Below are 14,976 nucleotides of genomic sequence, written 5' to 3'. Positions count from 1 at the left end.
GCATTGTGAAATTACCTACTATCATGACCCGATCCTCCTTCTTCGCCGCTATTGTTTGCCTCGGTGCATTGCTCACCGGATCCCTGTCTGCTGCTGATGACGCCGCACTCACGGCGGTCAAGGCGGCTGACGCCGCCCGCGTGAAAGCCATGCAAGCCCCCACCAAGGAGGCGCTGGAAGCGGTGCTGTCTGACGACCTGAACTATGCCCACTCCAGCGGAGTGGTGGATACCAAGGCATCACTCATTGACCTGGTGCTCAGTGGCAAGACGAAGTACCTCGGCTTCAACTATGAGAGCCAGAACTTCTCGTTCCCGGCACCGGGCATCGCCCTCATGCACGGTCGCGTGAATCTGAAGGTTGGCAAAGGCGCGGAAACCAGTGACCTCGCCATGAGCTACCTCGCCGTTTGGCGTGAGGAAAAGGGGCAGTGGAAGTTCCTTGCCTGGCAGTCCTGCAAGCTGCCTCCGGCAGAAGCTCCAGCCAAATAATCGTCAAGATCGAAAGACCTCCATGCATCTGGCCAGCATCCAAGACATCATGCGCCGCCCGGTCCTTCCTCGAAGATTGGGCATGGCACTGCTGTCATGGGTGATGGCCGGTGTCGCACTGGCAGAGCCCGGCCCCTCGGGCCTGCCACCCATGCTCGATCTGGCGGGGGCTGGCACCGATCCCGCCAAGATCGACTACAACCTCCTGCCGGAGCTTTCCGGCACCTGTGCTCTGGTAACTCAAGGGGACGCCGCCTGGCAGTTTCGCCTGCACAACTACCTGGCCTTTTATGACGGCAGGTACTGGTGCATGTGGAGCCACGGCCCCCGGGTGGAGGATCATCCCACCCAGCACGTGCGCTATGCCACCAGCCCGGATGGCGTGAAGTGGAGTGAGCCTCAGGAGATCATGCCCTCCTCGTCAAAAGAAGGCTTTCGTTACATCGCTCGTGGATTCTGGGTACGGGATGGCAAACTGCTCGCGCTGGCCAGTCATGATGAGGCTTACAACGAGATGGGGAAGGTGCATTTCTTTGGCAATAGCCTGCAGCTTCTCGCCTTCGAATGGCTGCCTGATTCCGGTACATGGCGGCCACTAGGCGTGATGTTTGACGACGCCATCAACAACTTTCCTCCGCAGAAGTTGGCCACCGGTGAGTGGGCCATGATGCGGCGGGATCACCTGAACAATGTCTCCATGCTCATTGGCGGGGTGGAGTCTCCGTTGAAATGGGAGTCCCGTCCGGTGTTCGATCGTACCCGGGCAAATGCCTTCAAGCCTGATGAACCGGAGTGGTGGCAGTTGCCGGATGGCCGGTCGCTGGGCATCATTCGCGACAATGGCGGCTCCAAGCGGCTGTTTCGCACCCTCTCCAGCGACAATGGGCGCACCTGGAGCACGCCAGAGCTCACGAACTTCCCCGATGCGACCTCCAAGTTCTTTGGTCTTCGCACCTCTCGAGGCTCCTATGTGCTGGTTTCCAACGCCAATCCTGCCGGGCGCTATCCGCTCTGCCTTTCGGTTTCCAGGGATGGCGTGACCTTCACTCGCATGGGGCGACTGCCCGTGCCGGTGGCAGAGGTGCCTTCCCTGCAGTACCCCCATGTCATCGAGCATGATGGGAGTTTGCTGATTGCCTACTCCCGGGGCAAGCGGGGCATTGAGGTTGTCTCCGTCAGCCTGGATGAGATTGACCGCCTGGAGCGGGGCGAAATCGTGGTGCTGGCCCCCTGATCTGAACTTGTCAGATTTTATGACATGCAAGAGGCGGAAGATCCTCAGTCGTTAGAACGAGTCCATGAGCCATCCCGACACTCTCAAGCCTTCCGCCGCCATGACCACCAGCCGCTATGCCTGGACGGTGGTGGCTCTGTTATTTCCTGTGGCCCTCTTGAACTACCTGGACCGGCAGATGATCGCCTCCATGAAGGTCTCCGTCATGCGGGACATTCCCAGCGTGGGGTCCGAGGCGAACTGGGGGCACATGCTGGCGCAGTTCAAGTGGGTTTATGCCGTCTTCAGTGTGGTTGGCGGGTACATTGCCGACCGATTCAGCAAGCGATACACCATCTGCGCGAGCTTGTTCGTCTGGTCGGGGATTACCTGGTGGACAGGGCATGTGCAGTCGTTCGAGGAACTGATCTGGGCCCGGTCTCTGATGGGCATCAGTGAGGCCTTCTATATTCCGGCTGCGCTGGCTTTGATTGCCGACTATCATGGGGTACTCACCCGGTCGAAAGCGGTCAGCATTCACCAGATGGGCATCTATTGCGGCGTGATCGTGGGGGGCTTCGCGGGATATGTTGCGGACGCACCTTCGTTGGGGTGGCGTATTGCATTCGATGTCACGGGTCTGGTCGGGGTGCTCTACGCCGTGCCGCTGTTGATGCTGCTGCGAGACAAACCAGTTGAGGCATGGGTCCCAGTGGCTCCTTCGAAATCGGGCGAGTTTGGGAAAATGGGGAAGGCGCTCGGTGCCTTGTTCTCGAACAGTTCTTACCTCCTGCTGGTGCTCTACTTCACGTTGCCGGCCATTGCCGCGTGGGTGGTCCGGGACTGGATGCCGGCCATTTTGCAGAAGGAGTTTAACATCAGCCAGGGGCATGCCGGGGTCTCTGCCGCACTCTACTGGCAGGCCGCAGCTCTGGTGGCGGCGGTGGGGGCTGGGGTCCTCGCAGACCGGCTCATGCGGCGTACTCAGCGGGGACGCATCTATGTGAGCGCCATGGGCATGATGCTCATCGTGCCCGCTCTCTTCAGCGTCGGCAATGCCCCTGGGCAACACTCGTTTGGTCTGGCCATCTTTGGCCTGATCCTCTTCGGCATTGGCTGGGGCTTCTTTGACTGCAACAACATGCCCATCCTCTCCCAGATCGTGGGTCCCCAACAGCGGGCCACGGGCTATGGGTTCATGAACTTCGTGAGCATGACCGCTGGCGGCATGGCGGACTGGATCTTTGGCATCATGCGGGATCGCGGTGTGGGCCTCAACATCATCTTCTCCACCTTTGCCGGCATCTGCGTGCTTTCCACCGTCCTGGTGCTGCTGATCCGCCCCCGCGACACTGAGCGCGACGGTGGCGCTGCTCCCTGAATTTCGACATGAAGACATCATCTGCACCCGCCTACCACGGCATCATTCCTCCCATCATCACTCCGCTCAAAGACCGCGACACGCTGGATGTGGCGGGGTTGGAGAACTTGATCGAGCACCTCGTGGGAGGCGGAGTGCATGGCATCTTTGCCCTGGGCACCACCGGTGAGGCCCCCAGCCTGAGCTACCGGCTGCGGCGGGAGATGGTGGAGCGCACCTGCAAGCAGGTGGCGGGGCGGGTGCCGGTGCTGGTGGGCATCACGGACACCTCCTTTGTGGAATCGGTGAACCTCGCTCAGCACTCGGCTGAGCAGGGGGCTACTGCGGTGGTGCTTTCGGCTCCTTATTACTTTCCTGTTGGCCAGCCGGAATTGACCGAGTATGTGGAAGACTTGGTGCCGGAACTTCCTCTCCCGGTCTTCCTCTACAACATGCCCAGCCATACCAAGGTGACTTTTGAGCTGAGCACTGTCCGCCGTGCCATGGACCTGCCCGGCGTGGTGGGGATGAAGGACAGCTCGGGCAACATGGTTTATTTCCACCAACTCGTGCGGGAGCTGGAGCACCGTCCGGACTGGAGTCTGTTGGTGGGACCTGAAGAGTTGCTCGGGGAGAGCGTGCTCCTGGGCGGGCACGGTGGCGTTTGTGGTGGGGCCAATCTCTGCCCAAAACTCTACGTGGCCCTGTATGAGGCGGCGCGGAAGCGGGATGTGCCGCGGGTGTTGGAGCTTCACGCTCAAGTGATGCGGATCTCCAGCAGCATCTACAAGGTGGGCCGCCACGGTTCAGCCTTCATCAAGAGCGTGAAGTGTGCGCTGAGCGTGCTGGGGGTTTGCGATGACTTCCTGGCTGAGCCGTTTCACCGCTTCCGTGACGAGGAGCGCCTGCGGGTTGGAACGTACTTGGAGGAGTTTGAGATCACGCGGGAGCGGGCGTGGCCTGCGGCGGTGGAGGTGTAGGGGAGGAAAGGTGGGTATGAGGAATTAACCGCAGAGGCACAGGGAACACAGAGGGTGGCATTGATTCTGAAGTTGAGACAGAATTCACAGAATTATCGGAATTGCTCTTTAGAATTGGGACAGGGATGCTCGTTGAATTGAATTTTCTGACTATGAAAAAAGCCTTGAAGAATGTTGAGACGAAGGTGGTGCAACTGGTGGCGAGCGGGGACTTGAGGCTCTCGGCCAACCAGACTTGCTGGGCTGCGCAGGATGCCATGGAAAAGGCCCTGGCAGCGGCGGTGGCGGCAGAAGGCTACGACCTGGTGCGCGCTCATCCCTACAAGGAGGATGAGGGGCATGGATTCATCGCTTCCCAGCGCGAGGGGATTGAAGTGTTCCGCAATGTGGACCCGGATGCACCGCTCATCGTGGCGGAGGCGGTCTGGCAGTATTCTCACCATGTGCTGGCGGGGCTGACGACGCATCGCGGCCCCATTCTCACGGTGGCCAACTGGTCCGGTCAGTGGCCGGGTCTGGTGGGCATGCTGAACCTCAACGGTTCTCTGACCAAGGCGGGTGTGGAGTACTCCACCTTGTGGAGCGAGGACTTCACAGACGAATTCTTCCGCACCGAACTGCGCCGCTGGCTGAAGACGGGCAAGGTGAAGCAGGATCTCTCCCACGTGCGACCGCTCGAAGACGTGACCGTGCCGCCGAAGTCCGCGCAACTGGGCGGACAACTGGCTGCTGAGCTCCGGCTACAGAAGGCCATCATGGGTGTGTTCGATGAAGGCTGCATGGGCATGTTCAACGCGATCATCCCAGATCATGCGCTGCACGCGTGCGGTGTCTTCAAGGAGAGGCTCAGCCAGTCCAGCCTCTATCACGAGACGACCCAGACCTCCGAGACCGAGGCCCGGGAGGTGTACCAGTGGCTCGTGAAGAAGGGGATGAAATTTCATCTGGGCAAGGACCACGCCACAGAGCTGACCGAGGCCCAAGTGCTGAAGCAATGCCAGATGTACATTTCCGCCGTGCGGCTCGCGGACGACTTCGGCTGCGACACCATCGGCATCCAGTACCAGCAGGGGCTGAAGGATCTGCTTCCGGCGAGCGATCTGGTGGAAGGCATCCTCAACAACAGCGACCGCCCGCCGGTGAAATCGCGTGATGGCAAGCGGGTGCTCTATAAAGGCGAGCCGCTGGTGCACTTCAACGAGGTGGACGAATGCGCGGGGCTGGATGGTCTTATGACCTGCCGGGTGCATCAGGCCCTGGGCCAGCCGGTGGAAAGTACCTTGCACGACATACGGTGGGGCGAGGCCTTTGGCGGTGACTACGTCTGGGTGCTGCTGATCAGTGGAGCCGCGCCCCCGGCGCACTTCGTCAAGGGGTGGAAAGGGGCCGAGGGCTTCCGCCAGCCGCCCATGTATTTCCCGAACGGCGGGAGCACGCTCCGGGGAATTTCCAAACCAGGTGAGATTGTGTGGTCCCGCATCTATGTCGAAGACGAGTCGCTGCACATGGACATCGGTCGTGGCGCGGTGGTGGAGTTGCCGAAGGAGGAGACCGAACGGCGCTGGCAGAACACCACGCCACAGTGGCCCATCATGCACGCTGTGACGTATGGCGTGTCTCGCGATCAGCTGATGGCCAAGCACCAGGCCAACCACATTCAGGTGGCCTATGCCGACGACGCCAAGTCAGCCGACGCCTGCCTGCTGGCCAAGGCAGCGTTTGCCAATGAGCTCGGCATGAAGGTGAATGTCTGCGGCGGGCGGTCTCGCAAGAAGGGATGGTAGTTCGGTGATTCAGTAGTCCGGTAATTCTGTAAGCCAGTGGGTCAGTGCGCCGATCTTGATGCGTTGTATTATGGGTCGGCCTTCCAGGTGGTCGGTGGTGTTGTCTATAAAAATGAGCGTTGCCTAGCGCCAGTTTTTGGGCGTTTTGGCGGATGTATGGGTGATGCCGCCACCGATCTCAAGAAGCAGGTAACGGACTATCTGGCTACGGTGTTCCCAGAAACGCAGGGGAATGAGGGCTGGTCCTTGCGGGTGAGCATGCCTTTTCCACAGAGTTGGAATGGCCAGCCCACGCCCACCGTCTGGTATGCGTACGCAGACCGGAGCAGTACCCAGTCGCCGAATGGCGTGGAGGTTTCTCAGGCCTGGGCCACAGTGACTCAAGAGGCAGATCCGTGCCGACCGTTGCAGCTTGTCTGGTTGCAGAAAGGGATCGTCCCGCTGGGCTTCCAGGGGCCCGGCCCCTCAGCCAGGCAGATCTTCAGGTGGCGAGGAGCAGTGCTGGGAACTGGCCTGCCCTGACGGAGGGGCCGCCCACCGATGGCATCAAGGCCTCGGCCCAGTTCTTCCGCGAGATCCAGGGCGTGTTCTTCAATTCAGTGGCCCCCAACCATCCTGAGTTTGTGAACTGGTTGAATGAGCCCTGAGCCGGCCTGGATCATCCATGGAATGTCCTTGAGCCACCCGCTCCGTTGCGTAGCGTGGGCGTCTTCCCCATGCTCAAGATCTACACCTACTCTGGATGCTCCACCTGCAAAAACGCGGTGAAGTGGCTCAAGCAAAATGACATTGCTTTCGATGAGAAACCCATCCGTGAGACCCCGCCCACAGTGGCAGAGCTGAAGGTCGTGTTGAAGGCGAAGGGTGGGGATCTCCGACCGCTCTTCAATACTTCTGGCCAGGACTACCGGGCCATGGGGATGAAAGAGAAGCTCCCGGGATTGAGTGAAGAGGAGGCTTTGCAACTCCTGGCGAGCCACGGGAATCTTGTGAAACGACCCGTTGCGCTGGATAAGAGTGCGGGGGTGGCTCTCGTGGGGTTCAAGCAGGACGAGTGGGCAAAAGCCCTGGCCTGACCCTGACGTCTTGTGTTTCCGGCGGAGTTTGGGCAAGATGAGCCATGCATCTTTCCTCATTCCGTGCTTTTGGCTGTATGGCCCTTCTAGGGCTGGGGGGCGGCATCGCTGTCGCCCAAAGTGCGACCGCTCCGGGACAGCCGGGGTGGTTTCCGTTCACCATCAGCACGCAGGATGCTTCGCCAAGTCCCATTGATCTCTCTGCCCTGAACGAAAAACCGGCGGGAGCTTCAGGCATTCTGAAGGTGGAAGGGGAGTGGCTGGTGGATGGAAGGGGGCGAAAGGTGCGCCTCTTCGGAACCAATTTCTGCGGCACCGCATGCTTCCCACCTGAGGAACTGGCTCCTCAGATCGCCGCCCACCTGGCCAAGAACGGCGTGAACGTCGTGCGACTCCACCACATGGACAACGACTGGGGGAAGGGGAGCTCCATCATCGGTGACAATGAAGCTACCACGCTTGATGAGCAGAACCTCGCCCGCCTGGACAAGCTGGCGGCAGAGCTGATCGCTCAAGGCATTTATCTTAACATTAACCTGCACGTCAGCCGAACGTATCCTGGCACGCCCAAGGGTGCGCCCAGCTATAGCAAAGGGCTGGATCACTTCCACCGGCCTTTCATTGCGCAGTTTCAGGCCTTCGCCAAGGTGTTGCTCAATCACGTGAATCCCCACACGGGTCGAGCCTACAAGGACGAACCCGGCGTCGCGGTGATCGAGATGAACAATGAAAACTCGATCCTGCTCAATCCCTGGTGGACGGCCAGCCTGCCGGAGCCTTTCAAAGGAGAGCTGCAGGGGATGTTCCTCAAGTACCTGAAGGGGCAGTACAAAGACACCGCAGCGCTCCAGGCGGCGTGGGGTGTGAATGACGGCAGCACGGGACCGGAACTGATCAAGAACGGTTCCTTCACGGACGGAGCCAAGGAATGGTTCGTGGAAGCTACCAACGGAGCCCAGGCCACTGCGAAGGCCATCGGAGATGGGGCGGTGCGCTGGACGAGTACTGCGATCGGCAGTGTGCCCTGGAGCCTTCAGTTCTATCAGGTCGGGCTGAATCTGGATGAAAGGGCGAGCTATCGACTCACCTTCAAGGCGCGGTCCGAGGACAAGAGCACCATCAGCATCACTGCGATGAACTCCGCTGCCCCGTGGGCCCAGCTTGGGCTCAGTGAAAACGTGTCGCTCACGCCAGAGTGGCAGGAGTACCACCTGGATTTCGCCCCGCACTCTGTGCTGCCAGATGGCAAGAACCGCGTCGGGTTCGGCCTGCTCAACAAGATCACCACCGTGGAGCTCAGGGACATCCGACTGCACACGGTGCCCAATGGTTTCCTCAAATCGGATCAGACGCTGGAGGCTGGCACCATCCCCATCCCAGAGCGCAGTGCCAATGTGGCGGTACGCCGGGATTTCATCGCCTTTCTGGCGGATCTGGAGATCGAGCACGCGCTGGAGATGAAGAGGTTCATCCGGGAGGAGATCGGGGCCAGGCAGATGATCACGCATTCGCAGTTGCTCTTCGGGGGCATTGCGGGGGCGCGTCGCGAGTTCGCGGTGAGCGACTTGGTGGACACGCACGGCTACTGGCATCACCCGTCTTTCCCCCGGAAGTCCTGGGATATGAACGACTGGTATGTGAACAACGTATCCCAGGTCGTGGAAAAGAGCGGAGGAACCCTGGCGGAGATCGCCATGCAACGTCCTGTGGGCAAGCCGTACAGCTTGAGTGAGTACGATGTGCCGGCCCCCAATGACTATGCCGCGGAGACGTTCCCTCTGCTTTCCGCCATGGCCTCCGTGCAAGACTGGAGTGCGGTGTATCACTTCGCTTTCAAGCACAACACTCCCTATGACAGCGATCGCATCACGAGCTTCTTCGATCTGCCTGGACATCCGGCCAAACAGGCGATGATGCCCATCGCGGCCCTGGTTTATCGGATGGGCCTGATCACCCCCTTCAGCCGGGGCTCAACCTTGAAGCTCGGCAAGTGCCCGATTCTCGACTATGCCGGGGAGAAGGCGGGCGATGTGTGGGGGAGCTGGCGTCCCGTGTGGGACAAGGTGGGCAAGACGGGAGCCGTCGCGTGGACGGAGCGGGTGGGCTTGGAGCTGAGTGAAGACAGGGCGTGGGAACTCACTCCCTCCGTGGGTGTGTTGAGGAAGGGGGGCGACACGGTGAAGGTGAATTGGGTCGCTGAAGGGAAAAACCCCGGGTTGAGCGTGGTGGACCGCAAGGCGGTGGTTTTCAGCGGAACCCTGGGACCAGGTAAGCAACAGCTCGGGGCCATCTCGGTAGCGCTGGAGAACGATTCGCCTGCCAGCAATGTGACCCTGATGGCCGCAGCTCTGGACGACAAGTCTCTGGCTGACTCCAAACGCATCTGGCTTGCTGTGGTGAGCCGTGCAGAAAATGTCGGGATGGGGTGGGATGCCAACCGTACGACCGTGGGCACCCAGTGGGGCAAAGGTCCCGCCGAAGTCTTAGGCGTGAAGGCCGTTGTGGGCCTGCCCGATGGGCGCAAGTGGAAGGTGCAGGCGCTGGACGCGAAGGGAAATCCCCGGCAGGAGGTGCCGATTGAAGGAAGCCACTTCAAGTTGTCGCCTGAGCAGAAGACGGTCTGGTGGCTGATGACCCGTTGATCGAAACCGGACTCTGTGATGACCATGAAAAAAGGGCAGCCAGTGTGGCTGCCCTTTTGCGTGAGGTCTGCTTTGACCTGAAAGCCCGGATTACAGGTTCTTCTGGCTGCCGTTGAGCTGGAAGCTTCCGGTAGGTGTGCCGGTGGTCTGGGTTGCTGTGCCGGTGGTGACCGTGTTGTTGGCGGCCGGATCCAGCGTGCCGTTGACCGTCATGATGCTGCTACCCTGTTCGCGCAGGGAAAACCCCCTGACGACGGTGCCGTTGACGGCATTCCGGTCGAGCCCCGTGATGGTCATGGTGGAGGTGTCACTGCTCTGAACATCCAGGAAGGCATCTGTGACAGTCGAGCCCAGCAGAAGCGTGTTGTCTGCCACGGTGACGGTCAGCTGTGAGGTGGACGAGCTGCGAAGACTCACGACATCCGTGCTGTAAGTGCCGGAGAATTCGTTTCCACTGAGGGTGGCGGAGATCTTGGCGGCGCTGTTGGCGATAATGTGAACAGCCCCGGCGGAGTTGCCGCTGCTGTAAGAGCCTGAGAAGTCATTGTCTTCAATGAATGCCGTCATGAGCACCGAGGTCCCAGTGCTGTCGGCCCCGGTCAGATCGATGGCGCTCTCCGTGAATGTGCCGCTGAAGATGTTCTCTTTGAGGGTCAATTCAATCGGGCCCTGGGCGACCTGGTCGGCATCAATGCCATCAAGGTCGAAGGTGCCGCTGAAGGTATTGCCCTGTACCAGGGCTTTGAGCAGGGAGCTCCCGACACCGTCGCCATTGCTGGCGATGCTCAGCGCATCGTCAGAGAATGAAGCAGCCAGGGTGTTGTCGTTGAAGGTGAGGTTCAGCTTGGAGGAGCCCAGCTTGTCCACGTTTAGAGCCTGTTCCATTTCCCCGTCGAACAGGTTCTCCGTAACGTAGGCGGTAAGAGAAGATGTGCCGTTGGAGATCAGGTCCACAGCCTGGCCATCGACCACGCCGTCAAAGGTGTTGTCATGGATCGTCGCGGTGAAAGTGGAACTGTCTGCTGTGTTAATCTCAACAAGCGAATCTCCAGACGTGCCCAGAAACTCGTTGCCTTCCACGAGGAGGGTGTTCGTGGCAGTGCCGGAGGACTTGAATTGAAATCCGTCATCAGAAAGGGTGGCTGCTGCCGCCGCCGTGTTCCCCGTGATCGTGACATCGAGGTTTGATGTGCCACCGTTTTCGAATGCACCGAGAGAGCTCACGTAGCTTCCGCTGAAGTCGTTGTTGGTAAGCAACACGACCAAGTTCGAGTTGCCACTGTTATAGCCATAGAGCCCGTCCTGAAAAGATCCGGAGAACTCGTTGCGGTCGATCTCCGCCGTCAGGTCGCCTGTAGTGTGGACATCCAACTTGATCGCGGTCGACGCGCCATTGAACTGGTTCTCCCTAATCTCCGCCGCCATTTCGATGGCATCGTTTTCCACATGAATGCCGATGTCGGAGGCGGTGAAGACGTTCTTGGAGGCAGTGAACTCCGCCACTTCAGAGACGAAAAGGGCGCTGCCCTTGGAAGAGTTGGTGACTTCGTAGCCGCGGATGCCAAAGTGGGCCACGTTCTGGACGTCGATCAGGCCGGTGAGCTCTGGTCGGCCGGTGTTGCCGCCAAAAGTCAGCCCGTTCATGCCCGTCACCACCTCGAAGGAGCTGATGAAGTCTGTGCTTCCCGTTACGATCACACTGCCCGTGTACGGCAGATCGGTATCGCCCTGGGTGTACACTTTCCAGATTTGGCCGCTCGCATTGCTTCTGATGCTCGCGGTGTTCGCGCCGTCCACCAGACTGTTGTAGGGGCGCTCAGCCGTCCCGTTGGCGCCATTGCCACTCGTGTCACCAGCCTGGATGCCGTTACCGACCGCATCACCGTTGTTTACAAAAACCACGTCATCGGTGAGGACGATCATCTTGGTGGACTGGGAGGTGCTGGTGTCCGTGTTCCGTGTTGTCTGGCTGCGGGAGCTAGATTCCACGGTGCTGGCCAGCTTGACAGCGGCGTTCTGGCGGCGGACGGGCTCAGCCATCCGTTCGGCCAGGTGGCGACGGCGTGGTTTAAATGCATCTCCGACTCGGGAGAGGAAGTTCTTTCCATCTCCAAGGTCGCCCGCTTCGAACGGAATCTGGAGCTGCACGCCTACTGTCCAGTCACTGCCGGTGAGCCGGGCGTCCTCGTACCAGGTGCCGGTCAGGATGACGGCTGGTACCGGGCGTAGCTCCAGGCCGGCCTTCCAGCCTTCCACATTGCCAGTGCCGCCCTGCTGGGGGCCAAAGGGCTGGTTGTCAAAGCTGTAGTAGCCGCCGATCACGCGGACATCAAGGTAGCGGTCCAGGCCCGGTACCAACACGGCCACTTCAGCATCCCAGCCTTCCATGCCCTCTTCATAGCGGCGGAAGAGGCGCTCGATGGTCGTGGTATAGGTGGTGGTGGTGGTACGGGTGGTAAACGCCGCATCTTGGGCGATCGTATTGCCCGTGGCGTAAGGATCGCTTACACCAGTCAGATAGGAAGTGCTGCGACTCCTGGAGTTGCGAATAGTCTCGCGAGTGCGAGTCTCTTCTGCGAGTTGCTTGTCGGAGAGAGGAATATAATAGTTGCCGCGAACTTCCACATAACGCGTGCCAGCCTCAATGCCGACGCCCAGTTGCCAAAATTGATTGTTGGCCTCTGTGTCCAGCATGTCCACAAACACGCTTGAACCCACAAAGACCCCTTCATCAAGGAAGCCGGCTTGGGCAGTGTTGTTTGCAGAGAGTGCCGTGAGAGGTTGGGAGCCAAAGAGATGCCGGAACCCCAAGCCCAGGGATGAGGCGATCTCCCCGCCCTCACCGTAGGAGACATAAGGTTCGATAAACAACACGCTGCCTTCCAGGGTGGCGTCTGCCCCCAGGGTGCTGTAGAGCGGTGCGACGATGGAAAAGTGCCCGTCGGTGTAGGCATCGCTGGTCTTCAATCCCGCGGTCACGGTGCCCAGGTACATCGGGTGACCTGATGGCTCGATGGTCGCAGCGCCCTTGGCATCTGGTGGGCCAGCTTGAATGCCGGTACCGGATAGACTGAGGGCGAGCACTGCGCCGACCAGGCTCTTGAGCAGCAAGGGAGTGGTGAATTGCGGTTTCATGGGCATTCGCGCAGGTGCTGGACCGGAGGGATCAGGGAGTGGCATGGGGGCAGGGAGTGTTGAGCTGGTGGGCATTGTGACTGGCAGTTTTTGCACGTGTTGCCCGGGGTTGGGATATTTGTTGGCAATCGCAAATAGTGTCAAATGCGTTTCAAGTTATTTCATACTTCAAAGGGGGTGGCTTGCGTGGCAAGGTTTTTGCTATGAGGCTTGGGAGAGGGGCTGATCTGACTTGTGTCAGCTTTCCAGCATGTGGAGCGGCAGGCCTTCCATGCTGGAGTTTGAGCAGAAGCGCTTGCGGACTGTCCACCTGTGGACCTCAGGTATTCCTGGGGCTCATATCCAGTTTTTTCTCCCGAGCTTGTATTCACCGGCCCTCTCAACCCGTGTCAGCCATTCAAGATGTCCTCTTTTGACCGCCGCGATTTCTGCACCCTTGTTGCTGCCAACTTCTCCGCACTGCTGCTCTCACAGTGCTCCACTCCGCCGCCGCCGCCCATCATTCCGGTGACGTCCGTTCCACCCGGCGTCCCGGCACCTCAACCTGTGCCCGTGTACCATGGCAGGCTGCCGTGGAACACGGTCTTCAAAGGCGAGGACAAGTTCTATGCGCTCACAGCCCGTGCCCAGAGTGAAAACTGGGCTGCGTTGCCCCTCGCCCGTCGAACGGCGACTGTGGGCCGGGCGCTTGCCGGAACACGATACGGCAACTACACCCTGGAGATTGACGACCGCGTTGAGGCGCCGTCGGTGAATTTGTACGCGTTGGACTGCTGGACCTTCTATGAGGTGTCGCTCGCCTTTGCCCGCGTGATTGGCACCCACCCTGGGCCGTGGTCGCCCGTCGAGTTGCTCCGGATGGTAGAAATGGAGCGCTATCGAAACGGTCTGTGCGATGGCTCCTACCTCAGTCGCATGCACCATTTGGAAGAGGTGTTTGCCGACAACCAACGGCGCGGACTGGGCACCAATGTGACTCGGTCTCTTGGTGGAGTGCCGGTGCGGAGGAACGTGCGGGAGATGCAGATTGCGTGGCGGAACTATCGCTATCTTCGTAACAACCCCTCGTTGCGCAGTGGCATTGCCAATGTGGAAGGCAGGGTGTCCCGGCTTCCTGTGAGCTACATTCCAAAAAATCGTGTCGCGGGCATCGAGTCCCGGCTCCAGGACGGTGATGTGCTGGCGATCGCCTCCAAGGACGACACGGGCTACACCTCCCATGTGGGGCTGGCCGTTCGCCATGGCAACACCTGCCGTTTCATGCACGCCACCTCCAACTACGACAAAGGACGCTGCTGCATTGTGGATACGAGAATTTCCGCGTACCTGGGCGAAAAATCGGACAATATGGGGCTGATCGTCTTCAGGCCTGTGTAGCGAGGGGCCGCCTGCCCCCGATAAGAATAGGTGACGGAAGGAAGGATTGCCTCTAGCATCCCGCCATGTTTGTGTGGTCTAAGTTGTCATCAGAAAAGTGGGCAGATGCCTGGGAGGAACGTTTCGCCGGGGAGCCCCGTGCTGTCATCACGCGGATCGCGGGCCGCAGCACCATCCGCATTGAAGTCTATTGCGAGAAGAAGAAAGAGGCAGAGGCCATCTCGAAGCAGTTCGGCGGCAGCGTGCGCGAACTGAAGGCGCAGAACTGGGCGGCGATGAGCCAGGAGCAACCGCCGCCGGTGAAAGTGAGGGGACGTCTGCTGGTGGTGGCGGAGAAGGCCAAGACCAAGCTCAAGGAGATCGAGAAGGCCCATCCCAAGCTTCAAGTGATCAGCATTCCTGCGGACATGGCGTTTGGCACCGGCCACCACGCTACCACGGCCACCGTGTTGCGCATGCTGGTGGACTATGCGAAGAGCAAGGAAGGTCAGCCCTGGACGATGTTGGATCTTGGCACCGGTAGCGGTGTGCTCGCCATCGCCGCCGAGAAGCTCGGTGCCAGTGAGGCCTGGGGTTGCGACTTTGACGACAAAGCCGTGCGCGTGGCGCAGGAAAATCTGGTGCGCAATCGGACCCAAAATGTCGTGATTGAAGAGGCCGATGTATTGAAGTGGAAACCCTCCCGTCGCTGGGACTGCGTGGCAGCGAATCTCTTCTACGACATCCTGGAGGACGTGTTCCCCAAAATAGTGAAGTCCATGTCCAAGCACAGCATCGTTTTTGTCAGCGGCATCCTCAGGACCCAGGCGGACGACTGCCTCAAGCTGGGAGAGAAGGCGGGGCTGGTCTTCGAGGAGGTGGTCATCCGTGGAAAATGGGTCACCGCACGGGGTCGTCTGGCGGGGAGGAAGTGAGGCG

General features: G+C 59.9%; 11 protein-coding genes. 10 read left to right on the top strand and 1 reads right to left on the bottom strand.

Going from position 1 to position 14,976, the window contains the following annotated elements; translation table 11 throughout:
* Window positions 1–23 precede the first annotated feature (23 nt).
* The 8 genes from VSP_RS18195 (at window position 24) to VSP_RS18155 (ending at window position 9,546) form a co-directional block, all read left to right on the top strand.
* Window positions 24–491 (top strand): nuclear transport factor 2 family protein, encoded by a 468-nt coding sequence (locus VSP_RS18195; RefSeq protein WP_156345429.1) that lies wholly within the window; start codon window positions 24–26, stop codon window positions 489–491.
* Between the two features lie 82 nt (window positions 492–573).
* On the top strand, window positions 574–1,725 hold the full coding sequence (locus VSP_RS18190) for a sialidase family protein (RefSeq protein WP_044134566.1): 1,152 nt from the start codon (window positions 574–576) through the stop codon (window positions 1,723–1,725).
* 64 nt (window positions 1,726–1,789) lie between these two features.
* Window positions 1,790–3,085 (top strand): MFS transporter, encoded by a 1,296-nt coding sequence (locus tag VSP_RS18185; protein WP_009962482.1) that lies wholly within the window; start codon window positions 1,790–1,792, stop codon window positions 3,083–3,085.
* A gap of 8 nt (window positions 3,086–3,093) precedes the next feature.
* Window positions 3,094–4,044: a dihydrodipicolinate synthase family protein gene (locus VSP_RS18180; protein ID WP_009962480.1), complete on the top strand. Its 951-nt coding sequence runs from the start codon at window positions 3,094–3,096 to the stop codon at window positions 4,042–4,044.
* 152 nt (window positions 4,045–4,196) lie between these two features.
* Window positions 4,197–5,828: a fucose isomerase gene (locus VSP_RS18175; protein WP_009962479.1), complete on the top strand. Its 1,632-nt coding sequence runs from the start codon at window positions 4,197–4,199 to the stop codon at window positions 5,826–5,828.
* Window positions 5,829–6,223: 395 nt separating this feature from the next.
* Window positions 6,224–6,475 carry a hypothetical protein gene (locus tag VSP_RS42385; RefSeq protein ID WP_157210954.1) on the top strand — a complete coding sequence of 84 codons (252 nt, stop codon included), beginning with the start codon at window positions 6,224–6,226 and terminating at the stop codon, window positions 6,473–6,475.
* Between the two features lie 69 nt (window positions 6,476–6,544).
* Window positions 6,545–6,904 (top strand): arsenate reductase family protein, encoded by a 360-nt coding sequence (locus VSP_RS18160; protein WP_009962476.1) that lies wholly within the window; start codon window positions 6,545–6,547, stop codon window positions 6,902–6,904.
* A gap of 44 nt (window positions 6,905–6,948) precedes the next feature.
* The gene (locus VSP_RS18155) at window positions 6,949–9,546 is read left to right on the top strand and encodes a carbohydrate binding domain-containing protein (protein WP_081452592.1); all 2,598 of its coding nucleotides are present in this window, start codon (window positions 6,949–6,951) and stop codon (window positions 9,544–9,546) included.
* Window positions 9,547–9,636: 90 nt separating this feature from the next.
* Here VSP_RS18155 and VSP_RS18150 read toward each other — a convergent pair whose 3' ends face one another.
* Window positions 9,637–12,681, bottom strand: a complete 3,045-nt coding sequence (locus VSP_RS18150) for an inverse autotransporter beta domain-containing protein (protein ID WP_157210953.1) — start codon at window positions 12,679–12,681, stop codon at window positions 9,637–9,639.
* Between the two features lie 402 nt (window positions 12,682–13,083).
* Between VSP_RS18150 and VSP_RS18145 the strand changes: the two genes are divergently transcribed.
* Both VSP_RS18145 and VSP_RS18140 read left to right on the top strand, forming a co-directional pair.
* Entirely contained in the window at window positions 13,084–14,058 is a 975-nt protein-coding gene (locus VSP_RS18145) for an N-acetylmuramoyl-L-alanine amidase-like domain-containing protein (RefSeq protein WP_009962472.1), read from the top strand.
* Between the two features lie 65 nt (window positions 14,059–14,123).
* The gene (locus VSP_RS18140) at window positions 14,124–14,972 is read left to right on the top strand and encodes a 50S ribosomal protein L11 methyltransferase (protein ID WP_009962471.1); all 849 of its coding nucleotides are present in this window, start codon (window positions 14,124–14,126) and stop codon (window positions 14,970–14,972) included.
* Window positions 14,973–14,976: the final 4 nt, after the last annotated feature.

Origin of the sequence: Verrucomicrobium spinosum DSM 4136 = JCM 18804, from assembly GCF_000172155.1 — a bacterium.
GTDB classification, from domain to species: Bacteria; Verrucomicrobiota; Verrucomicrobiia; order Verrucomicrobiales; family Verrucomicrobiaceae; genus Verrucomicrobium; species Verrucomicrobium spinosum.
Note: the sequence above shows the minus strand (reverse complement) of the source record. Positions and strands in the feature narration are given on the sequence as shown.